The sequence below is a fragment of the Klebsiella sp. Sb-30 genome (genome assembly GCF_057652795.1).
In genome coordinates this window covers 323,823-349,449 of sequence record NZ_CM172749.1, presented here as the reverse complement: position 1 = coordinate 349,449, position 25,627 = coordinate 323,823, and the positions used below count along the sequence as shown (strand labels likewise).

26 protein-coding genes are annotated in these 25,627 nt (G+C 57.6%); 16 read left to right on the top strand and 10 right to left on the bottom strand.

Annotation, left to right across the window (positions count from 1 at the left end; translation table 11 throughout):
- Positions 1-306 precede the first annotated feature (306 nt).
- The 3 genes from livJ to AC236I_RS01585 all read right to left on the bottom strand — a co-directional run bounded on the left by livJ (position 307) and on the right by AC236I_RS01585 (position 4,323).
- Entirely contained in the window at positions 307-1,410 is a 1,104-nt protein-coding gene (livJ, locus tag AC236I_RS01595; protein ID WP_015585591.1) for a branched chain amino acid ABC transporter substrate-binding protein LivJ, read from the bottom strand.
- A 257-nt stretch (positions 1,411-1,667) separates the two neighbouring features.
- Complete coding sequence (locus tag AC236I_RS01590; RefSeq protein WP_004868557.1) at positions 1,668-2,912, bottom strand: aromatic amino acid transport family protein; 1,245 nt, start codon at positions 2,910-2,912, stop codon at positions 1,668-1,670.
- Positions 2,913-3,057: 145 nt separating this feature from the next.
- Complete coding sequence (locus AC236I_RS01585; protein WP_004868558.1) at positions 3,058-4,323, bottom strand: 4-aminobutyrate--2-oxoglutarate transaminase; 1,266 nt, start codon at positions 4,321-4,323, stop codon at positions 3,058-3,060.
- A 118-nt stretch (positions 4,324-4,441) separates the two neighbouring features.
- Between AC236I_RS01585 and pdxR the strand changes: the two genes are divergently transcribed.
- The gene (pdxR, locus tag AC236I_RS01580; RefSeq protein WP_487608678.1) at positions 4,442-5,965 is read left to right on the top strand and encodes a MocR-like pyridoxine biosynthesis transcription factor PdxR; all 1,524 of its coding nucleotides are present in this window, start codon (positions 4,442-4,444) and stop codon (positions 5,963-5,965) included.
- Between the two features lie 51 nt (positions 5,966-6,016).
- Here the strand turns inward: pdxR and rpoH are convergent, their stop codons facing one another.
- From rpoH to ftsY, 4 genes are all read right to left on the bottom strand, one after another.
- Positions 6,017-6,871 (bottom strand): RNA polymerase sigma factor RpoH, encoded by an 855-nt coding sequence (rpoH, locus tag AC236I_RS01575; RefSeq protein WP_004868561.1) that lies wholly within the window; start codon positions 6,869-6,871, stop codon positions 6,017-6,019.
- Positions 6,872-7,129: 258 nt separating this feature from the next.
- Entirely contained in the window at positions 7,130-8,188 is a 1,059-nt protein-coding gene (ftsX, locus tag AC236I_RS01570; RefSeq protein WP_004868563.1) for a permease-like cell division protein FtsX, read from the bottom strand.
- Complete coding sequence (gene ftsE, locus AC236I_RS01565) at positions 8,181-8,849, bottom strand: cell division ATP-binding protein FtsE (RefSeq protein WP_004868565.1); 669 nt, start codon at positions 8,847-8,849, stop codon at positions 8,181-8,183. The genes ftsX and ftsE overlap by 8 nt, the downstream gene beginning before the upstream one ends.
- Positions 8,850-8,851: 2 nt before the next feature.
- Positions 8,852-10,510 carry a signal recognition particle-docking protein FtsY gene (gene ftsY / locus AC236I_RS01560; protein ID WP_044350532.1) on the bottom strand — a complete coding sequence of 553 codons (1,659 nt, stop codon included), beginning with the start codon at positions 10,508-10,510 and terminating at the stop codon, positions 8,852-8,854.
- 191 nt (positions 10,511-10,701) lie between these two features.
- Between ftsY and rsmD the strand changes: the two genes are divergently transcribed.
- Together rsmD and AC236I_RS01550 are read left to right on the top strand one after the other, a co-directional pair.
- The gene (gene rsmD, locus AC236I_RS01555) at positions 10,702-11,298 is read left to right on the top strand and encodes a 16S rRNA (guanine(966)-N(2))-methyltransferase (RefSeq protein ID WP_004868569.1); all 597 of its coding nucleotides are present in this window, start codon (positions 10,702-10,704) and stop codon (positions 11,296-11,298) included.
- Positions 11,288-11,566, top strand: a complete 279-nt coding sequence (locus AC236I_RS01550) for a DUF1145 family protein (protein WP_004868571.1) — start codon at positions 11,288-11,290, stop codon at positions 11,564-11,566. The genes rsmD and AC236I_RS01550 overlap by 11 nt, the downstream gene beginning before the upstream one ends.
- A 10-nt stretch (positions 11,567-11,576) precedes the next feature.
- Here the strand turns inward: AC236I_RS01550 and AC236I_RS01545 are convergent, their stop codons facing one another.
- On the bottom strand, positions 11,577-11,936 hold the full coding sequence (locus tag AC236I_RS01545) for a DUF2500 domain-containing protein (RefSeq protein WP_004868574.1): 360 nt from the start codon (positions 11,934-11,936) through the stop codon (positions 11,577-11,579).
- Between the two features lie 141 nt (positions 11,937-12,077).
- Here AC236I_RS01545 and AC236I_RS01540 point away from each other — a divergent pair, with 141 nt between their 5' ends.
- Entirely contained in the window at positions 12,078-12,704 is a 627-nt protein-coding gene (locus AC236I_RS01540) for a lysoplasmalogenase (protein WP_004868576.1), read from the top strand.
- Positions 12,705-12,782: 78 nt separating this feature from the next.
- Positions 12,783-14,981, top strand: a complete 2,199-nt coding sequence (gene zntA, locus AC236I_RS01535; RefSeq protein ID WP_071359822.1) for a Zn(II)/Cd(II)/Pb(II) translocating P-type ATPase ZntA — start codon at positions 12,783-12,785, stop codon at positions 14,979-14,981.
- Between the two features lie 117 nt (positions 14,982-15,098).
- Here zntA and tusA read toward each other — a convergent pair whose 3' ends face one another.
- Positions 15,099-15,344 (bottom strand): sulfurtransferase TusA, encoded by a 246-nt coding sequence (gene tusA / locus AC236I_RS01530; RefSeq protein WP_004868581.1) that lies wholly within the window; start codon positions 15,342-15,344, stop codon positions 15,099-15,101.
- A gap of 211 nt (positions 15,345-15,555) precedes the next feature.
- On the opposite strand from tusA, the gene AC236I_RS01525 reads away from it, so the two are divergent.
- Together AC236I_RS01525 and AC236I_RS01520 are read left to right on the top strand one after the other, a co-directional pair.
- Complete coding sequence (locus AC236I_RS01525) at positions 15,556-16,221, top strand: 7-cyano-7-deazaguanine/7-aminomethyl-7-deazaguanine transporter (RefSeq protein ID WP_004868583.1); 666 nt, start codon at positions 15,556-15,558, stop codon at positions 16,219-16,221.
- 73 nt (positions 16,222-16,294) lie between these two features.
- The gene (locus AC236I_RS01520; RefSeq protein WP_004868586.1) at positions 16,295-16,852 is read left to right on the top strand and encodes a DcrB family lipoprotein; all 558 of its coding nucleotides are present in this window, start codon (positions 16,295-16,297) and stop codon (positions 16,850-16,852) included.
- On the opposite strand, the gene AC236I_RS01515 is transcribed toward AC236I_RS01520, so the two are convergent.
- A complete protein-coding gene (locus AC236I_RS01515) occupies positions 16,853-18,073 on the bottom strand; it encodes an MFS transporter (RefSeq protein WP_137056241.1) in 1,221 nt (406 codons plus the stop codon).
- 669 nt (positions 18,074-18,742) lie between these two features.
- Here AC236I_RS01515 and AC236I_RS01510 point away from each other — a divergent pair.
- From AC236I_RS01510 to AC236I_RS01470, 9 genes are all read left to right on the top strand, one after another.
- Positions 18,743-19,132, top strand: coding sequence for a hypothetical protein (locus tag AC236I_RS01510; RefSeq protein ID WP_004868592.1), 390 nt, complete (start codon positions 18,743-18,745; stop codon positions 19,130-19,132).
- Between the two features lie 495 nt (positions 19,133-19,627).
- Positions 19,628-20,350, top strand: a complete 723-nt coding sequence (locus AC236I_RS01505) for a beta-ketoacyl synthase chain length factor (RefSeq protein WP_004868593.1) — start codon at positions 19,628-19,630, stop codon at positions 20,348-20,350.
- Positions 20,347-21,162 (top strand): lysophospholipid acyltransferase family protein, encoded by an 816-nt coding sequence (locus AC236I_RS01500; RefSeq protein WP_004868595.1) that lies wholly within the window; start codon positions 20,347-20,349, stop codon positions 21,160-21,162. The genes AC236I_RS01505 and AC236I_RS01500 overlap by 4 nt, the downstream gene beginning before the upstream one ends.
- Positions 21,143-21,400 (top strand): phosphopantetheine-binding protein, encoded by a 258-nt coding sequence (locus AC236I_RS01495; RefSeq protein ID WP_004868598.1) that lies wholly within the window; start codon positions 21,143-21,145, stop codon positions 21,398-21,400. Before AC236I_RS01500 ends, AC236I_RS01495 begins: the two co-directional genes overlap by 20 nt.
- Before the next feature lie 10 nt (positions 21,401-21,410).
- Positions 21,411-21,662: an acyl carrier protein gene (locus AC236I_RS01490; RefSeq protein ID WP_004868599.1), complete on the top strand. Its 252-nt coding sequence runs from the start codon at positions 21,411-21,413 to the stop codon at positions 21,660-21,662.
- A gap of 5 nt (positions 21,663-21,667) precedes the next feature.
- The gene (locus tag AC236I_RS01485; RefSeq protein WP_004868602.1) at positions 21,668-22,249 is read left to right on the top strand and encodes a COG4648 family protein; all 582 of its coding nucleotides are present in this window, start codon (positions 21,668-21,670) and stop codon (positions 22,247-22,249) included.
- Positions 22,246-23,604: an AMP-binding protein gene (locus tag AC236I_RS01480; protein ID WP_100663206.1), complete on the top strand. Its 1,359-nt coding sequence runs from the start codon at positions 22,246-22,248 to the stop codon at positions 23,602-23,604. Before AC236I_RS01485 ends, AC236I_RS01480 begins: the two co-directional genes overlap by 4 nt.
- The gene (locus AC236I_RS01475) at positions 23,591-23,944 is read left to right on the top strand and encodes an ApeI family dehydratase (RefSeq protein ID WP_069476378.1); all 354 of its coding nucleotides are present in this window, start codon (positions 23,591-23,593) and stop codon (positions 23,942-23,944) included. The genes AC236I_RS01480 and AC236I_RS01475 overlap by 14 nt, the downstream gene beginning before the upstream one ends.
- The gene (locus tag AC236I_RS01470) at positions 23,935-25,626 is read left to right on the top strand and encodes a glycosyltransferase family 2 protein (protein ID WP_015585583.1); all 1,692 of its coding nucleotides are present in this window, start codon (positions 23,935-23,937) and stop codon (positions 25,624-25,626) included. The genes AC236I_RS01475 and AC236I_RS01470 overlap by 10 nt, the downstream gene beginning before the upstream one ends.
- Position 25,627: the final 1 nt, after the last annotated feature.

Below are 25,627 nucleotides of genomic sequence, written 5' to 3'. Positions count from 1 at the left end.
ACCGGGGATCTCCGTTTTGCATGGCAACAAAGCGGCCATTGATTTAACCGGGGATCTCCGTTTTGCATGGCAACTAAGCTGCCATTGATTTAACCGGGAATCCCCGCGTTTCATGGCAACTAAGCTGCCATTGATTTAACCGGGAATCCCCGCGTTTCATGGCAACAAAGCAGCCATTGATTTAACCGAGAATTTCGCGCTACAGGCAGGCGGCAAGCTGTGAAATCCCCGGGAGCTTACATGAGTAAGCGACCGGGGTTGAGGAGCGTAGCCAACGCACCTGTAGCGTGAAAGGCGAAGGTTAAATTATTTGGCGTCGGTCGCCGTGCCATCGGCATGCCAGGTAAACACGCCGAACTCGAAGCCTTTCAGGTCGCCTTTCTGATCCCAGGAGAGCGGCCCCATAACGGTATCGACAGAGTTGGCCTTCAGGTATTTCGCGATCGCCGCCGGATCTTCGGACTGATTCAGGCCCGCCTGCAGCGACTGAATTGCCGCGTAGGTTGTCCAGACGAAGGCGCCGCTCGGATCCTGTTTCTTCGCTTTGATCGCGTCAACAATCGGTTTGTTCGCCGGGACCTGGTCATAGTTCTTCGGTTTCGTGACCAGCATGCCTTCCGCAGACTGACCGGCAATGTTAGACAGGGAGACGTTGGCGACGCCCTCCGGTCCCATAAACTGCGTTTTCAGACCTGCCGCGCGGGACTGACGCAGAATCTGCCCCATTTCCGGGTGGTAGCCGCCGTAATAGACGAAGTCGATGTTTTCTTTCTTCAGGCGCGCAACCAGGGTAGAGAAATCTTTCTCCCCGGCGGTGATGCCGTCAAAGAACACCACGTTAGCGCCGCCCTTCTTCAGACCATCCTGCACCGCACGCGCCAGACCTTCACCATATTGCTGTTTGTCATGCACGATAGCGATGCGCTGAGGTTTAACCTTCTCAATAATGTATTTCGCCGCCGTCGGCCCCTGGTCAGAATCGAGACCGGTGGTACGCAGAATCATTTTATAGCCGCGGGCGGTCAGCTCCGGCGCTGTCGCAGCCGGGGTGATCATCAGAATGCCTTCGTCTTCATAGATATCGGACGCCGGCTGGGTAGAGGACGAGCACAAATGGCCGATAACGTACTTAATGCCATCGTTAACCACCTTGTTGGCGACGGCCACCGCCTGTTTCGGGTCGCAGGCATCATCATATTTCACGATCTGCAGCTTATTGCCTTTGATCCCACCCTTCGCGTTAATATCGGCAACCGCCTGCTCAGCACCGGTAAACTCCTGGTCACCGTACTGTGCCACCGGGCCAGACATCGCGCCAACCACGGCAATTTTGATATCTTCCGCCAGCGCGGCATTGCTCATAATTAAGGCGATACATCCTGCCAGTAGCGCTTTACCCTTCATGTTCATCCTGAGGCTCCCCATTATTATGGTTTTTTGCATTTGTTGTGATGTTGTTTGTTAGCGCATTATTCTAATTTAAGTCATAAATAAAGCATATGACGTCTACTTTTAGGTCTGCCGCCTGCGCTTTTGCAGCACACTATGCTAAACATACCGCCATTCAGGAGAATTTGAAATGACAAAATTGCGGGTTATGTAACAGATAAGTGACAAATAAAAAACCGCGTCAGGATGAACCGGACGCGGTGGAGTCAGGCGCCAGATTACCAACCGGCGGGCAGGTAGCCCAATGCGGAAGCTATCGCGTAAACGGCGCTACACAGGTAAAGCAACACAATGAAGGTCTGGATCAGCGGATGGGTTATCAGCGGCGGACAGCTCCAGCCTGGCGTGATATCACCGCGCTGCCGGGCGCCTTTGAGCATCAGAATCGGCATGATGGATAAAATCACGCCGCTAAAGACGCCGGCAAAATAGAGTGCATTCACAAACGACACCATGCCGCTGTATGCCAGAATAAATGGCGGGATGGCCACGATAGTCAGCACCATCAGGCGCTTGCGCGGTTGCTCATCGTTGCCGAGGCGGAACTGATCGAAAATATTCGTCAGGAAACTTCCCCCCAGACCCCAGTAAGAAGTCAGCATCGCACACAGGGCAAACAGGTTAGCGGAGAAAAAGGCCCACTCACCGAGCGCCCTGCCCCAGGAGATCGTCGCCACGTCGGAAATATTATCCAGCCCGCTCAGGGCGATCACCGACAGCGGGACCAGCGCCAGCAGGCAGAAAGTCAGCCCCATTCCCACCATAATGGCTTTCGGCAATTTCTCCGGCTTATCCGCAAACCCGCGGGCCATTTCCGGAACGATATACTGCGCCGAGAAACAGAATGCGACCACGTTGAACACCGGCACCATATACAGCCAGTTGCCGTCGAGCAGATAGCGGACCTGGGTCGTCTCTTTGAGCAGCGTCGCCGCCACCAGCACGGCGATCATGACCACCATGCCGATACTGATGAATTTTTCACCTCGCCCGATGGCCTTCAGCCCGAGATAAAGCACGCCTGCCGCCGGGATAAAAAAGAGCGCGCTCCCCAGCGCCGGAGAGATACCGAACAGCGAATGCAGCAGCTTACCGCTTCCGGTCATATAGGCCGTCAGCGCGCCGATGCTGTTCACGCAAACCGACAGGAACATCATCAGCGCCCCGAAGCGCCCGACATAGCGATGCGACAGCCCGCTCAGCTGTAAATGCTTACGGGTGCGCAGCGTCGATTCTGCGACATACAGCATGGTGACCGTCGTCAGGCTGCCGACCACCACCAGCCAGAACAACAGCGGTAAAAAGCCGGCCTTGCTGGACGCATAGGCGATAGACAGAACCCCGGCACCGATATTGGTGCCGACGATCATCGAGACCCCTTCCACGAAGCTAAGGGATTTTGCAGGTACAGCGGTACGCTCCCGGCTGGTGAGAACCGAGGAAAAGGTGGAATGTTCAGACATAATATTTTCCGTTTTATTCCGGCGACAGGCGCCGCCGGAAAAAAGGTGATATCAGGGTGATAAACCACTCACGCTGAGTATGAAAACTCGTGTGCGGCATCCTGTTTTATCTGGCTTCCCTGCCGCCGCACAGGAGTCGGGCACATCATCCCTTCAGGACGCGCGCCAGAATATCCAGCGCTTTTGTAAACTGCGCATCGGGGATAGTTAACGGATACAGGAAACGGATAACGTTGCCATAGACGCCGCAGCTCAGCAGCAGCAGACCATTTTCCTGCGCCTTTTGCTGAATGTGGCGGGTGAACTCCGGTGACGGCGCGCCGGTCTGCGGATCGTTAAATTCCACGGCAACCATTGAGCCCTGGCCGCGAACATCAACAATCGCCGGACAATACTCGCGCGCCTGATTCAGCACCTCTTTCAGGTGGCTGCCAAGCTGTTCCGCACGTTGACACAGCTGCTCTTCTTCAATGACGTCAAGGACCGCATGAGCCGCGGCGACCGCCAGCGGGTTACCGGCATAGGTGCCGCCCAGTCCGCCCGGCGCCGGCGCATCCATCACCTCGGCGCGCCCCACTACGCCTGACAGCGGGAAACCGCCGGCAAGGCTTTTCGCCATCGTCATCAGGTCCGGCTTCACATCGTAATGCTGCATAGCAAACAGCTTGCCGGTGCGGGCAAAACCGGTCTGCACTTCATCGGCAATCAGCAGGATGCCGTGGGTATCGCACAGCGTACGCAGCGCCTGCATAAACTCCGCTGGCGCGACGTTAAAACCGCCTTCGCCCTGAATCGGCTCGAGGATAATTGCCGCCACCTGGTCCGGGGCAATATCGGCTTTAAAGATACGCTCAAGGCTTTTCATCGCCTCATCGGTGGTGATGCCGTGGGCAGCATTCGGGTATACCCCGTGATAAACCGAACCAGGGAACGGTCCAAAACCGATTTTGTAAGGCGCGACTTTACCGGTCAGCGCCATGGTCATAAAGGTACGCCCGTGAAAGCCGCCGCCAAAAGTAATCAGCCCCGGACGGCCGGTATAAGCGCGGGCAATCTTCACCGCATTTTCTACGGCTTCCGCACCGGTGGTGAAGAAAGCGGTTTTGGCCGGGCCATCGACCGGCGCCAGCGCGTTAATGCGCTCCGCCAGCGAAACATAGCTTTCGTAAGGGACAATCTGATACGCCGTATGGGTAAAGGCCTCCAGCTGCTGCGCGACGGCGGCAACAATTTTCGGGTGGCGATGGCCGGTATTGAGCACGGCGATTCCCGCAGCAAAATCAATCACCTCGTTACCTTCCACATCCCACAGCGTGGCATTCTCCGCCTTCTCAACAAAGTAATTGCACATTACGCCTACGCCGCGCGGCGTCGCCTGCTGGCGACGTTGATTCAGTTCTGAACTTTTCACCCTCGAATCTCCTGTCATGTGTGTCACGTTATCGCAACAATCTCGAAACTATGTCGTTTATTTACACAGGAGTTGGCCCTATAATCGAGTACCAATTTAGATTATCTGAGGGATCCAATTGCGCTCACTCGTCGGTGACCTTGTGCTGGTCAGATTGCAGGAGGAGACAGACCCGCTGCTGCATAAACGCTTATACAACGCGGTTCGTCGCTCGATTCTGGACGGTTCTTTAGCGCCCCATAGCCGCCTGCCCCCCTCGCGAGATCTGGCCGGGGAGCTCGGCGTTTCAAGAAACACCATATTAACAACTTATGAACAATTGCAGGCGGAAGGATATGTGGTTTCCCGCCGCGGAAGCGGCACATTCGTCGCGAAAACCGGGCCGGATATTTCTCTTTCTACTGGCAGCATCGCCGAAAACAGCAGCGACTTGACGGCAACCCCCTTTTTGTCGCGCCGCGGGCAACAGCTGCTCAGCCACGTCAGCGCCAGCCCGCGCCAGTGGGGAGCGTTTATCCCTGGCGTACCGGACGTCAATGCTTTCCCCCACCCGCTATTTAGCAAGATTCAGGCCCGTATCAGCCGCCGCCCGAAACCCGAGCGACTGAGCTACAGCTGTAACGGCGGTACGCCGGAACTGCAGCAGGCGTTAGTGGATTACCTGCGCGTGTCCCGAGGCGTTCACTGCCAGGCAGATCAAATTCTTATTACGGAAGGGATCCATCAGGCAATCGATCTGGTGACGCGTATGCTCTGCGATAGTGGCGATCTGGCGTGGGTCGAGGAGCCCTCCTACTGGGGGATCCGTCACGTGCTGGCGATGAATGATGTGCGGGTCAATCCCATTACCGTCGATGCCAACGGCCTGTGCCCGCCGGAGACAGTTGAGGCGGTGCCGCACCTGATTTTTGTCACCCCATCGCATCAGTATCCGCTGGGGGCGGTGATGAGCCTGGAGCGCCGTCAGCGCCTGTTGGCTCTGGCGCGCCAGCACGGCAGCTGGATCGTCGAGGATGATTACGACAGCGAATTTCGCTTTTCCGGCCAGCCGATTCCGGCGCTGCAGGGACTGATTGCCGACGCGCCGGTCGTCTATATCGGAACATTCAGTAAGACTCTCTACCCGGGGCTGCGGTTGGGGTATGTCGTGCTGCCGCGTCCGCTGATTGGCGATCTGAAAAGCGCCCATGCCGAACTCTATCGCGGCGGCCACTCGCTGATTCAGATGGCGCTGGCGGAATTCATTAACGCGGGCCATTACTCCGCCCATATCCGAAGAATGCGCCTGCTGTACAGCCGCCGTCGCGCCTGCCTGACCGAGCTGATTCAGCGCTATTGCAGCCCGCAGGCGCTGTCAGATTTCAGCGATAACGCCGGTCTGCATCTGATCCTCAACTTGCCAGACGACGCGGACGATGTCGCGATCGCCAGACAGGCCAATGCCCACAATATTCTGGTGCGTCCGCTCTCGCGCTACTATCTGACGGAAGAACGTAAGAAGGGGCTATTGATGGGCTTTGCCAGCCTGGCAGAGGCGCAAATGGAGCCAGCCTTCCGTATCCTGCTGGCATGTCTGCAGACGCTATGCCCGCAGGTGCTGGCCGAAAAAGCAGACGCAGAAAAACAAAACGCCCCAACGTAATGTGGGGCGTTATCGGGTGCCTGCACAGAGGCGAGTATGTTCGCTGTTGCGTTATGCTTCGATGGCAGTACGCAGTTTCTTCATCGCGTTCTTTTCCAGCTGGCGCACGCGCTCAGCCGACACGCCATAGCGATCCGCCAGTTCCTGCAGCGTCGACTTATTGTCTTCGTCCAGCCAGCGGGCGCGGATAATGTCCTGGCTACGCTCGTCCAGACCTTGCATCGCGTCGGTCAGCTTGTTGGCCGCCTGCTCTTCCCAGTTATCATCTTCAATGCCATCGGCAAAGTTAGACGTTTTATCCTGCAGGTAGAGCACCGGTGCCATCGGCTGGCTATCGGACTCGTCGTCCGACGACATGTCGAAGGTCATGTCCTGCGCCGCCATACGGGATTCCATTTCACGTACGTCTTTGCTCGACACGCCCAGCTCACGGGCCACCATCTCGACTTCATCCTGGTTAAACCAGCCCAGACGCTGCTTAGTTTTACGCAGGTTAAAGAACAGCTTACGCTGCGCTTTGGTGGTCGCGACTTTCACAATACGCCAGTTACGCAGAACGTATTCGTGAATTTCAGCCTTAATCCAGTGTACGGCGAAGGAAACCAGACGCACGCCCACTTCCGGGTTGAAACGACGCACGGCTTTCATCAGGCCAATGTTGCCTTCCTGAATCAGATCCGCCTGCGGCAGGCCATAGCCCGAGTAATTACGAGCAATATGAACAACAAAGCGCAGGTGAGACAGGATCAGCCTTTTCGCTGCTTCCAGATCGCCCTGGTAATGCAGCTTTTCAGCAAGCTCCCGCTCTTCATCAGCCGATAACATCGGCCAGCTGTTCGCAGCCCGGATATACGATTCCAGGTTACCAACGGGGGCTAAAGCTAAAGTTTGCATATCTTTGGTCATTCAAATCCTCTCAATCGATATCGTCTGACGTGATGGTTCCCATGAGATGAGCAACAAACATGCCAGCGTTTATGAGCAACGAGAATATCACCCACATTAGTATCAGACAGTGATTTTATCCACAAGTTCCATGCAACGATGTGAATAGATTACGCACAAAATGTGACATGGAAATGAAACGTAGGGAAGAGACAACAGGGACTCTTTCCCTGCAGAGAGACATTCATCAGTGCAGGGAAAGATTATATCAGACTTTTTTTAATCGGGGGTAAAGTGACGTAAATGTTGCACGGTAGCCAGCCAGGCCGCCACCCAGCCAATCATCGAGCAGACAATCAGCATCAGCAGACACTCGTCGAAGCCTAACCCGCTGAGTTCAAACTTGGTTCCAAACACCTGCGCGACTTCCGTCACCGCGGACGACAGGCGCATCACCATAATTTCCGACAAAATCAGCGATAAAAAGGCACCGCAGAAGCCCAGCAGCGCACCGCCATACAGGAACGGACGCAGGATGAAGCCGTCGGTCGCGCCAATCAGTTTTTGCACGTTAATGGTATCGCGACGAGCAAAAATGCTCAGGCGTACGCTGTTGCCGATAACGAGGAACACAGCCGCCACCATCAGCACGCCAATCAGCGCCGACACCCGGCCCACCAGCCCGGTCAACGAGGAGAGGCGGGCAAACCAGCTGTCATCCATACGCACTTCGTCCACGCCCTGAATGTGCGTCACGCGATCGCGCAGCGTATTCAGCGCATTGGTGCTCTGGAAATCCAGCTTCGGCACGACAATCGCGACGGCCGGAAGGGGGTTCTCTTCCAGCATATCCAGCGCGCCACCAAAGCCAGACCAGTTGCGGAACTCGCCAAGCGCTTCATCCCGCGACAGATAGTTCACCTTCTCTACGCCTTGTTCTGCCTGGAGCTGGCCAACCACTCGCGCCGCCGCGTCATCGTCCAGCGTTTTCTCAAGATAAACGGTGATCTGCGGCGACGGGTAGTACTGCGCCGCCGCGCTGTTGACGTTCTTGTACACCATGTAGCACACGCTTGGCAGCGTCAGCGAAATGGCGATAACCATAATGGTCAGGAAGGTAGCCAGCGGCGTACTTTTTAAATCCTGGACCGCACCATGCCAGGCATAGCGAACCTGTTCGTTAAAGACATTGCTCTTACGGGAAGCCGGGCCCGGCGCTGCTTTTGGCCGCTTCGGCGCATTACGCCCACCGCCGCCGCCCGCGCCTGCGCCATTGCGGAGGCGATCGAGCCTGCTACCGAACTGGCGAATCTGGTTTATTGCGTCGCGCTTATTCACCCCAATGGCCTCCATGCATATGACCGTCGCTCAGGGTCAGCATGCGATACGAGCGGCTGGAAATCAGCCCCAGGTCGTGCGTCGCCATCAGAACCGTTACGCCTACGCGGTTAAACTCCTCAAACAGGCGTAAAATCCCTTCCGAGAGCGCCTCGTCGAGGTTACCGGTAGGTTCATCCGCCAACAACACCGCAGGCTTATTGACCACCGCGCGGGCAATCCCCACGCGCTGCTGTTCGCCGCCGGAGAGTTGAATAGGGAGGTTTTTCGCTTTGTCCAGCAGCCCGACCTTGTCCAGCGCCGCCGACACACGGCGACGAATATCATCGCCGCTGGCGCCGGCAATAATCAGCGGAATAGCGACATTATCAAACACCGTACGGTCCATCAGCAGGTGGTGGTCCTGGAAAATCATGCCGATCTGACGGCGCAAAAACGGCACCTCACGGCTTTTCAGGCGGCTAATATCGTGGCCGCCGAATAAGATTTTCCCGGCGCTCGGCCGTTCAATACCGCAGATAAGCTTAAGCAGGGTACTTTTCCCCGCGCCGGAGTGGCCGGTCAGAAATGCCATCTCGCCCGACTGCAGGTGGAAATTCACCCCCTGCAGCGCTTGTCTCCCACCGAGATAGGCTTTGCTGACTTGTTCAAAGCGAATCATGATTAATCCTCTCGGGCAAAAAGTGCCTCAATAAAGTCGCCCGCATTAAACGGACGCAGATCCTCAATACGTTCACCGACGCCAATGTAGCGAATCGGAATACCGAACTGGTCGGCGACCGAGAAGATAACCCCACCTTTCGCGGTACCGTCCAGCTTAGTCAACGTGATGCCGGTCAAGCCAACGGCTTCATGGAACAGTTTGGCCTGGCTAATCGCGTTTTGCCCGGTGCTGGCATCGATGGTCAGCATGACCTCATGCGGCGCATCTTCATCCAGTTTTTTCATCACCCGGACAATTTTCTTCAGCTCTTCCATCAGGTGCGATTTATTCTGCAGACGACCCGCGGTATCGGCGATCAGCACGTCAACATTTCGCGCCTTCGCGGCCTGAATAGCATCGAAGATCACTGATGCCGAGTCCGCGCCGGTATGCTGAGCAATCACCGGAATGTTGTTGCGCTGACCCCAGACCTGCAGCTGTTCTACCGCCGCGGCACGGAAGGTGTCCCCGGCCGCCAGCATCACCGATTTACCCTGCTGTTCGAACTGACGCGCCAGCTTACCGATAGTGGTGGTTTTACCCACGCCGTTCACGCCCACCATCAGAATAACAAATGGCGTTTTCCCTTCAACATTCAGCGGCTCATCCACTTTCGCAAGGATATCGCCCATCTCTTCTTTCAGCAGGCCATACAGCGCTTCCGCATCACGTAGCTGCTTACGGCTGGCGCCTTCGGTAAGATTGGTAATGATCTTACGGGTCGTTTCCACGCCGACGTCAGCAATCAGCAGCTGCTCTTCCAGCTCTTCAAACAGATCATCGTCGATTTTTTTGCCGCGGAACAGACTGATAAATCCGGAACCGAGGTTCTGTTTGGTTTTAATCAGGCTGCGTTTCAGACGGGCGAAAAAGCCCTCTTTCGTCGGTTTTTCCTGCTCCTGCTGAGCGGAATCATCCGGCTGACTCTGTTCTTCCGCTTCAACAACCTCTTTATCATCAATAGGTTGAGTGGAGAGCGCCAGAGCTTCAAGCTCTTCATCAGACAGAGCAGATTCAGGCTGCTCCTCACCGCGCGGCTCATCACTCACCGCGTCGTCCACGGCAGCGACTTGCGGCTCATCCGTCACCGCTTCCGGCGTCTGCCCTGCTACCGCTTCCGCGACAACCGGCTGAGCGATCGCATCTTCGACCAGCGACTCCGGAGCAGCGAGGTCTTCCGCCGGCAGCTTTTCAGCAACCGTCTCTTCAGCAGCGGTCTCAGCCACAACCTGTTCAACGGCAGCCTCTTCGACCCACGTACTGGCGGCTGGCGCTTCGTCAATAGCAGCGTGCGGCTGAGGGATCGCTTCGACTTCGGCCGGGGCTTCGACCGCAGGCGTCACCGGCTCAGAGTGCGGTAATTCGCTCTCAACAACCTGTTCAGTCACCTCAACGACATCGGCCGCAAAAGCTTCCGCGTCCTCTTTCTCCACCGTAGAAGCGCTTACCGTATCCGCTTCTGGTGCCGCCACCGTCTCAGCAGGCAACGCTGTAGCCGAATGCTGTTCGGCAACGTCGGTTTGCCCTTCTACTTTCTGTTCGGTCTCGGTTTCCTGCGCCTGTTCTTTTTGTCCAAAGCCCAGCCAGGAAAAGAAGCCACGTTTTTTCTCTTTTGCCATTTGCGACGACACTCCCGCTGTTTATTCATGGCACAGCTTCGGCATAACAATAGCGGAAGCTGAAAAATGATGAAATTAGTCGGATAGTCTATCACTTAACTTAACTCGCATCACCGCCCCCGGATTAAGGTTTCGTCATCCGCGTTCGATCGCTAGAATAGCGGGCTGAAAGTGGAGACCTGAGCAACGAGATGAAGAAACCAAACCACACGGGCAGCGGCCAGATCCGTATTATTGGTGGGCAATGGCGGGGGCGGAAATTACCGGTGCCCGAGAGCCCGGGCCTGCGCCCGACTACCGACCGGGTCCGTGAAACCCTTTTTAACTGGCTGGCGCCTGTCATGGTCGATGCGCACTGCCTCGATTGCTTTGCCGGCAGCGGCGCCCTCGGGCTGGAAGCGCTGTCGCGCTATGCGGGCAGCACCACGCTGCTGGAAATGGAGCGCGGCGTCGCTCAACAGTTGCAAAAAAACCTGGCGACCCTGAAAGCCAGCCATGGCAAGGTGGTCAATACCAATACGCTCAGCTACCTTAATCAGCCAGGCACGCCGCACCATATCGTGTTTGTCGATCCGCCTTTCCGCAAAGGTCTGCTGGAAGAGACGCTGCGTCTGCTGGAAAATAACGGCTGGCTCGCCGATGAAGCGCTCATCTACGTTGAGAGCGAAGTCGAAAATGGTTTACCGCCGGTGCCGGCATGCTGGCATCTGTATCGTGAGAAAGTGGCCGGACAGGTCGCCTACCGTCTCTATCAACGTGAGGCAAAAGGAGAAAATCATGCTGATTAATTTTGGCCGCGTGTTGATGCTGTGCGTCTGGGCATTTTTATTATTAAACCTGTTTCAGCCTTTCCCGAAGCCGCTGAACATCTTCGTTAACGTTGCTCTGATCTTTATGATCCTGATGCACGGTCTGCAGCTGACGCTGCTGAAGGCCACTCAGCCGAAAGATGCCCCGCCGCTGGGCCGTTTTGAACAGGTCCGTATTTTTATCTTTGGCGTGTTTGAACTGGTGGCCTGGCAGAAAAAACTCAAGGCCACGCTGCGTAAGAAGTAACCTCGTGGGCTCAAGGTTCTGGCGTAAACGCGACAAACCTTGAGCCTTTGTAGCTCAGCGTTCCCCGGTCACCGACGCTGAGCGCATGATATTGCGCCGCCTCAAGCCGAAAACTGACTTCCAGGCCACCGGTTTCCGGCCTGAAGCTCACGTCATAGCGCATATCGCTGCCGGCGGGGGCTACGGTTTGCTGGCGCGACCGGCGATCGTTGAGCACCTTCTCCCGTTTGTTACTCACCACCACCCGCTTTTGTAGCAGCGGCGCGGCGTCGTTAGCCATATTTTCCCGTCGTTGCTGTACATAGCGGACCGATGCGGCCACCACAATAATGGCGACGACGATAATAAAAAACAGGGGAACCTTGCTCATTCATCTCACCCATAAGAATTCTCAGGAATAAGCATACCGCGCCTTGATTAACGTTGTCATCTGCCCGCCCGAACCACTACACTAAGTTTCAGTACTGCCAATACACCACTCACTTAATAATAACAGATACAAGGACTTACTATGCTTTGGTCGTTTATTGCTGTCTGTTTCTCCGCATGGCTTTTCGTCGATGCGTCCTATCGCGGCCCCACGTGGCAGCGCTGGGTTTTTAAACCCGTCACGCTGATCCTGCTGCTGCTGCTGGCCTGGCAGGCGCCAATGTTCAACGCTATCAGCTACCTGGTACTCGCCGGGCTGTGCGCTTCGCTGCTGGGCGATGCATTAACGCTGCTGCCGCGCCAGCGGGTGATGTATGCGGTGGGGGCCTTTTTCCTGTCGCATCTGCTGTACACGATCTGGTTTGCCAGCCAGATGACGATGTCGTTTTTCTGGCCGCTGCCGCTGGTGCTGCTGGTTATCGGCGCGCTGCTGCTTGCGGTCATCTGGAGCCGGCTGGAAGATCTGCGCATGCCGGTTTTCACCTTTATCGGCATGACCCTGGTGATGGTCTGGCTGGCCGGTGAGCTGTGGTTCTTCCGCCCGACGGATACCGCATTCTCAGGCTTCGCCGGTGCGACATTCCTGCTGTTGAGTAATATTGTCTGGCTGATCAGCCACTATCGCCGTCGCTTCCGCGCCGATAACGCCATCGCCGCCGCCTTCTACTTTGCCGGCCACTTTCTGATCGTCCGCGCGCTGTATCTGTAATTTTGCGCTTGACTCTGGAGTCGACTCCAGAGTGTATCCTTCTGGTAATGAGAAAATTATCATTACCGGGAGGGTCCCATGTCGACTCCAGAAACGCAGGATAAAAAAGTCCCACAGTTCTCGTCATTCAAATTAAAGCCGGTTGTCGCCCAGGCTGACAGCTGCTGCACGGAATCTGGCTGTGCCGCCGATAACGCCGCCGACAGCGAGGGGTTAAACGAGGCGCGCTATCGCTGGCTGGTTGAAGGCATGGACTGCGCCGCCTGCGCCCGTAAAGTCGAAACGGCGGTGCGCCAGGTACCCGGCGTCAACCAGGTGCAGGTTCTGTTTGCCACCGAAAAACTGCTGGTCAACGCCGATGCCGATATTCGCACTGCCGTCGAAAGCGCGGTACGTGCCGCGGGCTATACGCTGCGCGATGAAAGCGCCCCGCCGCCGGAAACCTCACCTCTGCGCGAGAACCTGCCGCTGATAACGCTGGTACTACTGATGGCGCTGAGCTGGGGTCTGGAGCAGCTCAACCACCCCTTCGGCGAGCTGGCATTCATTGCCACCACGCTTGTGGGTCTGTGGCCCGTCGCTCGTCAGGCTTTGCGCCTGATCCGCAGCGGTAGCTGGTTTGCCATTGAAACACTGATGAGCGTCGCCGCCATCGGGGCACTGTTTATCGGCGCAACGGCCGAAGCCGCGATGGTGCTGCTGCTGTTTATGGTTGGCGAGCGCCTTGAAGGCTGGGCGGCCAGCCGTGCCCGCCAGGGGGTAAGCGCGCTGATGGCGTTAAAACCCGATACCGCCACTCGCCTGCGTGACGGCGTGCGGGAAACCGTCGCCCAGCGCGATCTCCGCCCTGGAGACGTAATTGAAGTCGCAGCAGGTGGTCGCCTGCCCGCCGATGGTCAGCTGCGCACACCGTTCGCCAGCTTCGATGAAAGTGCCTTAACCGGTGAGTCGGTGCCGGTCGAGCGCCGCTCCGGAGAACGCGTGGCGGCAGGCGCCACCAGCGTCGACCGCCTGGTGCAACTGACGGTGATTTCTGAGCCGGGCGACAGCGCCATTGACCGCATTCTGAAGCTGATTGAAGAAGCGGAGGAACGTCGGGCGCCGATTGAACGCTTTATCGATCGTTTCAGCCGGATTTACACACCGGCCATTATGGTCGTCGCCCTGCTGGTCGCCATCGTACCGCCGCTGTTCTTTGCCGCCGCCTGGCTACCGTGGATCTACAAAGGTCTGACGCTGCTGCTGATCGGCTGTCCTTGTGCGCTGGTCATTTCCACTCCGGCGGCCATTACTTCCGGGCTGGCGGTGGCGTCGCGTCGCGGTGCCCTGATTAAAGGCGGCGCAGCGCTTGAGCAACTGGGTCGCATACGTCAGGTGGCTTTTGATAAGACCGGGACGCTAACCGTCGGCCAACCGCGCGTCACCGCCGCCATCGCCCTGAATGACGTGGATGAAAATGACCTGCTGGCGCTGGCGGCGGCAGTGGAACAAGGCTCCAGCCACCCGCTGGCGCAGGCCATCGTGCGCGAAGCCCAGCAGCGCCAGCTGACGATTCCGTCTGCCCGCGGTCAGCGCGCATTGGCGGGTTCGGGCATTGAAGCCGAGGTCGACGGTCATCAGATACTGATTTGCGCGGCAGGCAACGACGCCGCCGCAGAGCATGAGGCGCAGATTCAGCAGCTGGAGAGCGCGGGTCAGACGGTTGTGCTGGTACTGCGCGAACAGTCTCTGCTCGGCATTCTGGCGCTGCAGGATACGCTGCGAGACGACGCCCGTCAGGCGGTCGACGATCTGCATCGTCTGGGGGTGCAGGGCGTAATTCTGACCGGCGATAACCCGCGGGCGGCTGCCGCCATTGCCGGGGAACTGGGGCTGGAATTCCGTGCCGGGCTGCTGCCGGCCGATAAAGTGGAGGCGGTCACGGCGCTCAATGCCGCTGCGCCGCTGGCGATGGTCGGTGACGGGATTAATGACGCGCCGGCAATGAAGGCCGCCACCATTGGTATCGCCATGGGCAGCGGAACCGACGTGGCGCTGGAAACCGCCGATGCCGCCCTGACGCATAACCGCTTAACCGGTCTGGCACAGATGATTTCCCTGGCCCGCGCCACCCACGCCAATATTCGGCAGAACATTGCGATTGCGCTTGGCTTAAAGGGAATTTTTCTTATCACTACGCTGCTCGGACTGACCGGGCTGTGGCTGGCGGTGCTGGCCGATACGGGGGCAACGGTGCTGGTGACCGCTAACGCCCTGCGACTGTTACGTAAGAAGTAAGCGGAAAGACCCCGGTGGCGCGCTGCTTACCGGGGCTACGGAAGCGTGCGGTCTTTGGATTTTGTAGCCCGGACAGGGGCATTGCCCCGCCTCCGGGAGAGGCACGTAAACCCGTGCTTAATGGCTTTTACGAATCAGATAGCGATAGGGCAGCGCCGCGGTTTCTTGCGCCAGCAGCTCATGCTCCATAAAGCGGCAAAAACCCGGAATATCACGGGTTGTCGCCGGATCGTCGGCGATAATCAGCAGCGTTTCGCCCACCGGCATTGTACGTACGGTCTTACGCACCATCATTACCGGCTCCGGGCAACGCAGGCCCTGAGCATCCAGAGTGTGGTCAGGGCTGGAGAAAAGTTCGGTCATTTTCATCTCACATCAACAAAACGGCCCTAGTTTACCCCCACTTTTCCGCTACGCAAGTCAGGTTAACGTTTGCGCGAAAAACAACCATTGCAATACCCGCTCAACGCAGTATCATTCTGCCGCTTCAAACTGGTACTCGTGGGTTGGCAAAACACAGCACGAGTATTGATTTATTGGGTTCCCTCACCCCAATCACTAAAAAGGTCACAATATGAGTCCATTTACAACGTCACAGCGTCAAAAAGCGCTGGTCTGGCTTTCTCTTTTTCATTTGCTGGTTATCACCTCCAGCAACTATCTGGTGCAGCTCCCGATCTCCATTTTTGGTTTTCATACCACCTGGGGCGCGTTCAGCTTTCCGTTTATCTTCCTCGCCACCGATCTGACGGTGCGGATTTTCGGCGCGCCGCTGGCACGACGCATTATCCTGGCGGTGATGGTCCCGGCGCTGCTGATCTCCTATGGCATCTCGTCCCTGTTTTATATGGGCGAATGGCAAGGCTTTGCCGCGCTGACCCACTTTAACCTGTTCGTCGCCCGTATCGCCGCCGCCAGTTTCATGGCCTACGCGCTGGGCCAGATCCTCGATGTCCACGTCTTTAACCGCCTGCGTCAAAACCGCCGCTGGTGGCTGGCGCCGACCGCCTCGACCCTGTTCGGCAACGTCAGCGATACCCTGGCCTTTTTCTTCATCGCTTTCTGGCGTAGTCCGGACCCGTTTATGGCGGCGAACTGGGGAGAAATCGCGATTGTCGACTACAGCTTCAAGGTACTGATTAGCATTGTTTTCTTCCTGCCGATGTATGGCATGTTGTTGAATATGCTGCTGAAAAAACTGGCAGATAAATCTGATTTATCCGCATTGCAGCCAGGTTAAGAGTACTCGCAGGTTGATGTGATAAGATAAGCGAATGAGCCGTTAATGGCCGTTTATCGAAAGGAAGATGTCAATGCGCAATTTGGTTAAATATGTCGGTATTGGCCTGCTGGTTATGGGGCTTGCGGCCTGTGATAACAGCGACACAAAAACGCCGACTGCCGGGGCTGCTGCGGAAAGCAACGCCAGCGGACAAAATATCAGCCTGCTGGATGGCAAGCTGAGTTTTTCCCTGCCAGCAGGAATGACCGATCAGAGCGGCAAGCTGGGTACCCAGGCCAATAACATGCACGTCTATTCTGACGCCACCGGACAGAAAGCGGTGATCGTGATTGTTGGTGACAGCACCAATGAAGAATTGAGCGTGCTGGCTCAACGCCTGGAAGATCAGCAGCGCAGCCGCGATCCACAGCTGCAGGTTGTCACCAATAAATCGATTGATATCAAAGGCCACACGCTGCAGCAGCTGGACAGCATCATCTCCGCCAAAGGCCAGACCGCCTGGTCTTCCGTCATTCTCGGCAAGGTTGACGATAAGCTGCTGACCCTGCAGATCACGCTGCCGGCAGACAATCAGCAGCAGGCGCAAAGCGCAGCTGAAAACATCATCAATACCCTCGTCATCCAGTAACTACTGGCCTGACGTAGCGGCCTCCGGTGACACCGCCGGGGGCCGTTTTTTTAACCGCCAGCTCAGCAACAGCGCCACCGTCACCAGCCCCGCCGCCGCCAGATAAATGGTGGAAATCCCGGCCCATGCCATCAGCAGCCCGGCCAGCGGCCCGGTAATGCCTAAAGACAGATCCATAAATACCGTATAGGTCGCCAGCGCCGAGCCCTGATTCTGCTGCGGCACCGCCTTCACCGCCACCACCCCCAGCGCAGGGAAGACCAGTGAAAAACCGGCGCCAGCAAAGAAGGTCCCGACTTTGGCGATCGATGAAGTCTCAGCCAACCCCACCAGCAGAAGTCCGACAATCTCAACGCTAAAGCACAGCATCGCGACGTTCAGTCCCCCCAGACGATTAATGCCATTGGGGAACAGCAGACGCGTGCCAACAAACGCGCAGCTAAATAGCGTCAGCGCAAACGCCGCGCCGTCCCAGCCTTTGGCGTCGTAAAACAGGGTAATAAACGTCGCGATCGTGCCAAACCCGGCGGAAGCCAATGCCAGCGCCATCCCATACGGCCAGACCCGGCCCAGCACGGCGCGAAACGTCATCGCTTTGCCCTTCGTCGCTCTGACCGCCGCCCTCGGCAGCGCGCACAGAATAGCGACCAGCGCCACGGCCATAATCGCCCACGCCAGCCCCGGCAGCCCGACAAGGGAGTAACAGAGCACGCCGAGCGGCGCCCCCATCGCCATCGCCCCGTAAGTCACGATTCCGTTCCACGAAATCACCCGCCCGATATGCAGCGAGCCCACCACCCCCACTCCCCATAGCGTTGAACCAGTACCGGCAAAGCTTTGCCCGATACCGAGAATCACCCGGCCGAGGCACAGCAGAGCCAGGCTAAGGATCGGCCAGCCGCTGCCGACGGCCGCCAGCAGATAGCTTAAACCGCTGAGAAAACAGCCGCATAGCCCGAAGATCACGATCTTTTTCGGCCCAAGGAGATCGGCGTAGCGTCCGGCATGAGGGCGGCTGAGGAGAGTGGCAAAATATTGCAGGCTAATGACCAGGCCGGCCCAGAACGCGCTAAATCCCATCACATCATGGACATAGCCCGGCAGAACGGCCAACGGCAGGCCAATTGTCAGGTAGCTGGCAAAATTAAACATCACCACGGAGACAATCCGCAGATTAAGGCGCACTCCATTGAGCGCCGGTTCGTCAACGGGTTCGGGCATTGGGTCCACCAGACTTTTACAACAATGTTTCACTATTACCACGTCGTCTGCTCAAAAGCAGCCCGCGGCGCAGAAATTCGCGCTCGACGGGCCGCACGGTCAATCTCAGCATCGAGTACAGCGTCTGCCAGCAAGTGCTGCCAGAGGATAACTGACGGTCATTTTCGCTCCGCCACGGGATGAATGTTTTTGTCGCTAGCCGGAACAGGCCGGTAAGAGAGCCCCATTCGTCAGGAGCAAATGTGAATAGCCGAAGGCGGCGTCGGGTGAGGAGCAAGACTCGCCCGGGAACACCGATAACCCGGTCAGCGGAGTGAACGGACGTCGCCAACACACATGCCACTGGCAATCTACGACATATTTATTTAAATACCGTCAGCGATATACCTGAATATCCCCCGCGAATTAACGGTCTGGCGAATAATAATGTCAAGGGTATAAGCTTCGGGAATTCCCGCCATGCCGTTAAAATTCAACCTCATCAAACCATTCATTATCACTCATAACTGCTGGTGGCCTCGCTCGCTATCCTTTATGATGAAAACCGTCTCATCTTAAGACAACACGGAAATCCATACCGGATATTTATCCGGAACTATATGGCGACTGACATTCATTTTTAACGTCAGCCATTTCATTGTATTACCGGTAATTTGACAGGGAGTGTTCATGAAAAAGTATGTGCAGTGGTTCGCCGCTATTGCGGTTGCAGGCGCGTTGGCCGGCTGCGCGCGCACCGCGCCGGTGGAGCAAATCCAGACCGCCGTGAGCGCCGGTCATACTGAGGATCAGGTGAAACAGGCCATTCTGCGGGCCGGCGTGCAGCGCCAGTGGATCATGTCGCAAACCGCGCCTGGCGCGATCGCCGCGCGTCAGCAGGCGCGCGACCATGTCGTTGAGGTCCGTATTAATTACTCCGCCAGCGGTTATTCTATTCACTACGTCAGCAGCAGCAATATGATGGCCTCCGGTGGGAAAATCCATAAAAACTATAACCGCTGGGTCCACAATCTGGATAAAGATATTCAGGTAAATTTAGCCGCTGGTTCGAGCCTGTGATTGTCCACGTCATCTCAGCCCATCATTGATTCAGGAGTCAGCGCGCAAATGCTGACTCCTGAAGAGGAACAGGATCAGAGACTATTCTGATGCGAGACCGGTTTCGGCATTATCCTATGTATTCGTTTGCCACCCGGTAGAATATGTGGCGGAAATGTCAGAGTCAGGTCACAGACCTGTTGATGGAATAACAGAATATCTCTCTCAGGCGCGAATAGTTACCATAATAAATTGCGCTGGCATGTGAAAATATCGAAAATACGCCCTGACTTCGCCGCATAAATTGCCATACGGTGAATACGCTTGCCGATATGTCCTCAGTCGCATTCTGAGGCCGGATATCCGGTCGGCCAAAAGCGGAACGGTAAACAATCCAGGCCGGTAATACATCGTTGGTCCAGGCGTTAGCCATACTGTATACGCGTGCCACAACAAAAATAAAAAGTGCCGTTAAAAATGGCACTAAGATCACCGATTTATCGCGGATACGCGTTGATGAAATTTGCACTAAACATAGTTGACTGGCAGGGCAGAGCCCCGGGAATGAGCGAAGCGACACAGTGGCAGCAATGGTCACGGCATCCGCACGCCTTCGATCCCTCAGCCCCGCAGGCAAAATTAACCGAATTACCGATGATGACCGCCAGACGTCTTAGCTCCGGCAGTAAACTCGCCGTTGAGTGCGGGCTGGCAATGCTGCGCCGTCATCAAATCGACGCCATACTGTACACCAGTCGCCACGGCGAACTTGAACGCAATTATCGTATTCTCCACGCCCTGGCGACGCAGCAGGCCATCTCCCCGACCGACTTTGCCCTCTCCGTCCATAATTCGGCGGTGGGCAATCTGACGATTGCCGCACAGCGGCCGATCGTTTCCTCCTCTCTGTCGGCCGGGCGGGATACCTTCCAGCAAGGGCTATGCGAAGTCATGTGCCTGCTGCAGGCAGGCTATCAGCGGGTATTAATGGTAGATTTCGACGGCTACCTGCCCGAGTTTTATCATCCGCAGCTATCGCCAGAAATGCCGACCTGGCCCTATGCGCTGGCGCTGGTGATTGAAGCCGGGACGGCGCTGCGCTGTGTCACCCGTCGCGGCGAAACGTCCGCAGAGACCGCGCTACCGCAAAGCCTGTTATTTTTACAACACTATTTGCAGGACAGCCCCACCTTTACCCTGCCCGGCGAGCGCGTGCAGTGGCAATGGAGCCGCGCATGAACCCTATCCTGGCACGTCTGAACCGGGTCTGGCGGGGAGCCATGACCGGCGTCTGTTTCGCCTTGTTCGGTCTTGGTGGACTGCTGCTGTCCCTCATCTGGTTCAACCTGCTGCTGATCGTTATCAGGAACAAACCCCGTCGCCGTCGCCTGGCGCGGCGCAGCATTGCAGCCAGTTTCCGCCTCTTTTTGGCGGTGGTCAGAGCCGTCGGCGTGCTGGATTACCGCATTGAAGGCGGTGATATTCTACGCCAGGAGCGAGGCTGTCTGGTGGTGGCCAACCATCCCAGCTTGATCGACTACGTGATGCTGGCTTCGATCATGCCGGAAACCGACTGCATGGTAAAAAGCAGCCTGCTGAAGAACCCGTTCGTCAGCGGCGTGATTCGCGCAGCGGATTATCTGCTTAATGACCAGGCGGATTCGCTGCTGCCCGCCAGTCTGAGCCGCCTTCAGCAGGGGGATACCATTTTGATTTTCCCCGAAGGCACGCGGACGCGCCCCGGTGAACAGATGACGTTACAGCGCGGCGCGGCCAATATTGCCGTGCGCTGCGCCAGCGATTTACGGGTCGTGACAATCCGCTGCAGCGAGCACATGCTTGGCAAGCAGTGCAAATGGTACGATGCGCCGCCCACCAAACCTCTGTTTACGATTGAGGTGCGGGAGCGGATACGTATCAACCAGTTTTTCGATGCCAGCTCACAGACGCCATCGCTGGCGGCACGGCAGCTGAATCGGCATCTTTTGCTTCAATTACAATCAGGTACTACGCCTACTTCAGGAATTAATGATGCAAGCGCTCTATCTTGAAATTAAAAATCTCATAATTACTACGTTGAATCTGGAAGAACTGTCGGCTGACGACATTGACACCGATGCGGCACTCTTTGGCGATGGCCTGGGTCTGGATTCCATCGACGCCCTGGAGCTGGGGCTGGCGGTAAAAAACCGCTACGGCGTGGTGCTCTCCGCCGAAAGCGACGAGATGCGCCAGCATTTCTTCTCCGTTGCCACCCTGGCCGCGTTTATCGACGCTCAACGTACCTGAGGCTCGCCCCATGACTGAATCACATGATATTTATGCCGACGTCTCGGCACTGCTGGTTAAGCTGTTCGAGATCGATCCTGAAGACATCAAACCGGAAGCGCGGCTGTACGAAGACCTGGAGCTGGATAGCATCGACGCGGTCGATATGATCGTCCACCTGCAGAAAAAAACCAGCAAGAAAATCAAAGCAGAAGAATTTAAAGCCGTGCGTACCGTGCAGGATGTGGTTGATGCCCTCGAACGCCTGTCCCGGGAAGCCTGATCCGCATGTCGGGGGCACTTCCACGCAAGGGTATTCTGCTGCTGACAAGCCTGCTCCTGCTGGCCTGGCCTGGCGTCATCTGGCTGGGCCTCGCGCATAACAGCCTGCGCTGGCTGCTCCCTTTAATGGCGCTGCTGCTCTATTTACGCCTGCGCCAGACCCGGCGCCAGGCGGGTCCGCTGCGCATCGTCACCCAGGTGGTCGCGCTGGCGGGGATCGCCCTCTGCGTGGCCAGCACACTGCTGAAAACGCACCAGCTGCTGCTGTTTTACCCGCTGGTGGTCAACGCCGTGATGCTGGCTGCGTTCGGCGGTTCGCTGTGGACAACCATGCCGCTGGTGGAACGCCTGGCCCGCATACGAGAGCCTCACCTCCCCGCCGCCGCCGTGCGCTATACCCGTCGGGTCACGCAGATCTGGTGCCTGTTTTTTATCGTCAATGGCAGTATCGCCCTCTTGACGGCGCTGTACGGTGATATGGCGCTCTGGACCGCGTGGAACGGCATGATCGCCTATCTGCTGATCGGCGCCCTGATGGCCGGAGAGTGGCTGGTACGCCGTCGGGTGATGAAGCGAGAATCCTTATGATGCCGCCTCTTTCTGTGATCCGCTGGCTGAGTGCCCCGCGTTCGGCCGACACCCTCGTGGCCTGGCGGGGAGACCAGTTCTGGACATTGGGCCATCTGCGCAATGACGTTGCGCGCTGCGTGGAGCGGCTGCAGCAGCACCAGGGTCAACGCTGGGCGCTCTGTTTTGACGACAGCTATCTGTTTCTGGTCGCGCTGCTGGCCACGCTGCATGCCCACAAAACGCCGGTGATCCCGGGGCACAGCCGCCTCTCTCAGCTGGAAGAGCAACGCGCGCTGTTCGATGGCGTGCTCAGTGAAAAGCCCCTTGGCTGGAGCGGCCCGACATGGGTCATCAGCCGTTCCCGACGCTCTCCCACGCAGACGGTCACCTTTCACCCGCTGGCTGATGACGCCGCCATTGAGCTGTTCACCTCAGGTTCGACGGGGCAACCGAAGCGAATTATCAAATCGCTGGCCGTTCTCGACCACGAGGCTGAACTGCTGGCCACGCACTTTGCCGACCGGCTGGCCGGCTGTCGTATTGTCGCGTCGGTAGCACCCCAGCATCTTTACGGCCTGACCTTTCGCATTTTCCTGCCCATGGCGCTCGGCCTGCCGCTAGACGCGGCAATGCTGAATTATGCCGAGCAACTCAGCGCGCTGGATCCCCGGCATCGCTATGCGTTTATCAGCAGTCCGGCCTTTTTGAAGCGCCTTGACCCCAGACTGAATCCGCCGCCGGTGGCGATCTTGTTCTCTGCCGGCGGAGTACTGCCCTGGGAGCAGGTGACCGGGGCGAACGACTGGCTTAAATGCAGGCCGGATGAGATTTACGGCAGTACCGAAACCGGCATCCTTGCCTGGCGCTGCCGCGAGCAGGAGCAAGGCGACTGGCGGCCTTTCCCCGGGGTCAGCTTTCTCCCCGAAGGCGAAGCGTTTCGCGTATTTTCGCCGCTGATTGCCCATCAAGATGGCCTGCTACTCGACGATACCCTGCAATTCACCGATGACGGACAGTTTCGTCTGGCCGGACGCCGGGGACGGGTGGTTAAAATTGAAGAAAAGCGGATTTCACTCAGCGAAATTGAACAGCGCCTGCTGGAACTGGAGGGAATTCAGGACGCGGTGGCTTTACCCGTCAGCCGCGGTGGCCGCCAGGCCATCGGTGTCCTGCTGGTGCTCAATGGCCATACCCGTCAGAAGTGGCAATCCGCCAATAAACCCCTTGAGCAGGCGTGGCGACGAGCGCTTCGGCCAAGGCTTGAGTCGGTCGCCATTCCCCGCTACTGGCGCATTATCGACGAGATCCCGGTGAACAGCATGAACAAGCGCGTATATGCGCAATTACAGGAGTTATTTCATGAAACCCCATGAAATTGAAGGGAATCAGGCGCATCAGCAGCAGGTTGAGATTGTCTTGTACCTCGATCCTGGCCTTTTCTGGTTTAGCGGCCATTTTGCCGTACAGCCGCTGCTGCCCGGCGTTGCCCAGCTGGACTGGGTCATGCATTACGCCACCACGCTGCTGGCGCCAGGCTGGCGGTTCCACAGCATTCAGAACGTCAAATTCCAGGCGCCGCTCCTGCCGGATGCGACCGTCACGCTCACCCTGCACTGGCAGGAAGCGCGCCAGATACTCACCTTCAACTATCAGCGCCACGATGGCGAAGCGCGGCATACCGCCAGCAGCGGGAAAATCCGTCTATGTCAGTAACCTTCGCGCCCTGTGTGGTGATCCCTTGCTACAACCACGGCGCGATGATGCCCCGGGTACTGGCCCGTTTACGGCCCTGCAATCTGCCGTGCATTGTGGTCGACGATGGCAGCGACGCGCCGACGCGCCAGGTGCTGGAACAACTGGCGGCGCAGGATCCCGGGTTGACGCTGATTCGCCTGACGGAAAATGCCGGCAAAGGCGCGGCGGTGATCCGCGGTCTGCAGGCCGCAGCCGCGGCGGGTTTCAGCCACGCCGTGCAGGTGGATGCCGACGGGCAGCACGCCATTGAGGATATTCCACAACTGCTGACCCTCGCGCAAGCGCACCCGACCGCGCTGATCTCCGGGCGTCCCGTTTACGACAACACGATCCCCCGCTCGCGCCTCTATGGCCGCTGGATTACCCACATCTGGGTGTGGATAGAAACGCTCTCGCTCCAGTTGAAAGACAGCATGTGCGGCTTTCGCGTCTACCCGATTGCGCCAACGCTACAGCTGGCGCAGCGCGTGGCGCTGGGTAAACGGATGGATTTCGATACCGAAGTTATGGTGCGTCTCTACTGGCAGGGTAATGACAGCCATTTTGTTGCGACCCGCGTGACCTATCCCGCGGACGGGCTGTCTCATTTTGATGCGCTTAAGGACAACTGTCGCATCTCGTGGATGCACACTCGCCTGTTCCTCGGCATGCTGCCGCGTATCCCTTCCCTGCTGTTTCGCCGTCGGACAATCCACTGGGCGCAGCAGCAGGAGGTCAAAGGGCTGTGGGGAATGCGTCTGATGCTGCTGGTCTGGCGACTGCTGGGGCGTAGGGCGTTTTCGTGGCTGCTCTACCCGGTGGTGGCCGTCTATTGGCTGATCGCGCACCGCGCCCGTCAGGCCTCGCAAAACTGGCTGTCGCGCGTGCGCGTGCAGCTTACCGCCCGTCAGCAGCCGCTGCCCGCGCACCTCAACAGCTATCGCCATTTTCTGCGCTTTGGCGAGGCGATGCTCGACAAAATCGCCGGCTGGCGCGGCGAATTACGCTTCGGACGCGATGTGGTTTTCGCTCCCGGAGCGGAAGAAGCGCTCAGCAACAGGACTCCCGGCGGCAAGCTATTGCTGGCCTCCCATCTCGGCGATGTCGAGGCCTGCCGGGCGCTGGCGCAATTGCAGGGCGGTCAGGTCATTAACGCACTGGTGTTTAGCGATAACGCCCGCCGCTTTAAACAGATCATGGAGGAGATGGCGCCGCAGGCCGGGATCAACCTGATGCCGGTGACCGATATCGGCCCGGAGACCGCGATGCTGCTCAAAGAGAAGCTGGAGCGGAACGAATGGGTGGCTATCGTCGGCGACCGCATCGCCGTGACGCCCCAGCGCGGCGGCGAATGGCGCGTCTGCTGGAGTGAGTTCATGGGACAACCCGCGCCTTTCCCGCAGGGGCCGTTTATTCTGGCGTCGATTCTGCGCTGTCCGGTGCAGCTGATTTTTGCGCTGCGCCAGCAGGGCAAACTGCATATTCATTGCGAACCCTTCGCCGACCCGCTGACGCTGCCTCGCGCAGAACGCCAGGCGGCGTTACAGCATGCCATTGACCGCTATGCACAGCGCCTTGAGCACTACGCGCTGCAGTCGCCGCTGGACTGGTTCAATTTTTTCGATTTCTGGCAGCTGCCGGATGCCAAAGAGAAGGAGTAAA

Excerpts from the sequence above, each read along its gene's own strand:
- livJ (WP_015585591.1), bottom strand. The coding sequence starts at position 1,410 with ATGAACATGAAGGGTAAAGCGCTACTGGCAGGATGTATCGCCTTAATT.
- AC236I_RS01590 (WP_004868557.1), bottom strand. The coding sequence starts at position 2,912 with ATGTCTGAACATTCCACCTTTTCCTCGGTTCTCACCAGCCGGGAGCGT.
- rpoH (WP_004868561.1), bottom strand. The coding sequence starts at position 6,871 with ATGACCAAAGATATGCAAACTTTAGCTTTAGCCCCCGTTGGTAACCTG.
- ftsE (WP_004868565.1), bottom strand. The coding sequence starts at position 8,849 with ATGATTCGCTTTGAACAAGTCAGCAAAGCCTATCTCGGTGGGAGACAA.
- ftsY (WP_044350532.1), bottom strand. The coding sequence starts at position 10,510 with ATGGCAAAAGAGAAAAAACGTGGCTTCTTTTCCTGGCTGGGCTTTGGA.
- rsmD (WP_004868569.1), top strand. The coding sequence starts at position 10,702 with ATGAAGAAACCAAACCACACGGGCAGCGGCCAGATCCGTATTATTGGT.
- AC236I_RS01550 (WP_004868571.1), top strand. The coding sequence starts at position 11,288 with ATGCTGATTAATTTTGGCCGCGTGTTGATGCTGTGCGTCTGGGCATTT.
- AC236I_RS01545 (WP_004868574.1), bottom strand. The coding sequence starts at position 11,936 with ATGAGCAAGGTTCCCCTGTTTTTTATTATCGTCGTCGCCATTATTGTG.
- AC236I_RS01540 (WP_004868576.1), top strand. The coding sequence starts at position 12,078 with ATGCTTTGGTCGTTTATTGCTGTCTGTTTCTCCGCATGGCTTTTCGTC.
- zntA (WP_071359822.1), top strand. The coding sequence starts at position 12,783 with ATGTCGACTCCAGAAACGCAGGATAAAAAAGTCCCACAGTTCTCGTCA.
- tusA (WP_004868581.1), bottom strand. The coding sequence starts at position 15,344 with ATGACCGAACTTTTCTCCAGCCCTGACCACACTCTGGATGCTCAGGGC.
- AC236I_RS01525 (WP_004868583.1), top strand. The coding sequence starts at position 15,556 with ATGAGTCCATTTACAACGTCACAGCGTCAAAAAGCGCTGGTCTGGCTT.
- AC236I_RS01520 (WP_004868586.1), top strand. The coding sequence starts at position 16,295 with ATGCGCAATTTGGTTAAATATGTCGGTATTGGCCTGCTGGTTATGGGG.
- AC236I_RS01515 (WP_137056241.1), bottom strand. The coding sequence starts at position 18,073 with ATGCCCGAACCCGTTGACGAACCGGCGCTCAATGGAGTGCGCCTTAAT.
- AC236I_RS01510 (WP_004868592.1), top strand. The coding sequence starts at position 18,743 with ATGAAAAAGTATGTGCAGTGGTTCGCCGCTATTGCGGTTGCAGGCGCG.
- AC236I_RS01505 (WP_004868593.1), top strand. The coding sequence starts at position 19,628 with ATGAAATTTGCACTAAACATAGTTGACTGGCAGGGCAGAGCCCCGGGA.
- AC236I_RS01500 (WP_004868595.1), top strand. The coding sequence starts at position 20,347 with ATGAACCCTATCCTGGCACGTCTGAACCGGGTCTGGCGGGGAGCCATG.
- AC236I_RS01495 (WP_004868598.1), top strand. The coding sequence starts at position 21,143 with ATGCAAGCGCTCTATCTTGAAATTAAAAATCTCATAATTACTACGTTG.
- AC236I_RS01490 (WP_004868599.1), top strand. The coding sequence starts at position 21,411 with ATGACTGAATCACATGATATTTATGCCGACGTCTCGGCACTGCTGGTT.
- AC236I_RS01485 (WP_004868602.1), top strand. The coding sequence starts at position 21,668 with ATGTCGGGGGCACTTCCACGCAAGGGTATTCTGCTGCTGACAAGCCTG.
- AC236I_RS01480 (WP_100663206.1), top strand. The coding sequence starts at position 22,246 with ATGATGCCGCCTCTTTCTGTGATCCGCTGGCTGAGTGCCCCGCGTTCG.
- AC236I_RS01475 (WP_069476378.1), top strand. The coding sequence starts at position 23,591 with ATGAAACCCCATGAAATTGAAGGGAATCAGGCGCATCAGCAGCAGGTT.
- AC236I_RS01470 (WP_015585583.1), top strand. The coding sequence starts at position 23,935 with ATGTCAGTAACCTTCGCGCCCTGTGTGGTGATCCCTTGCTACAACCAC.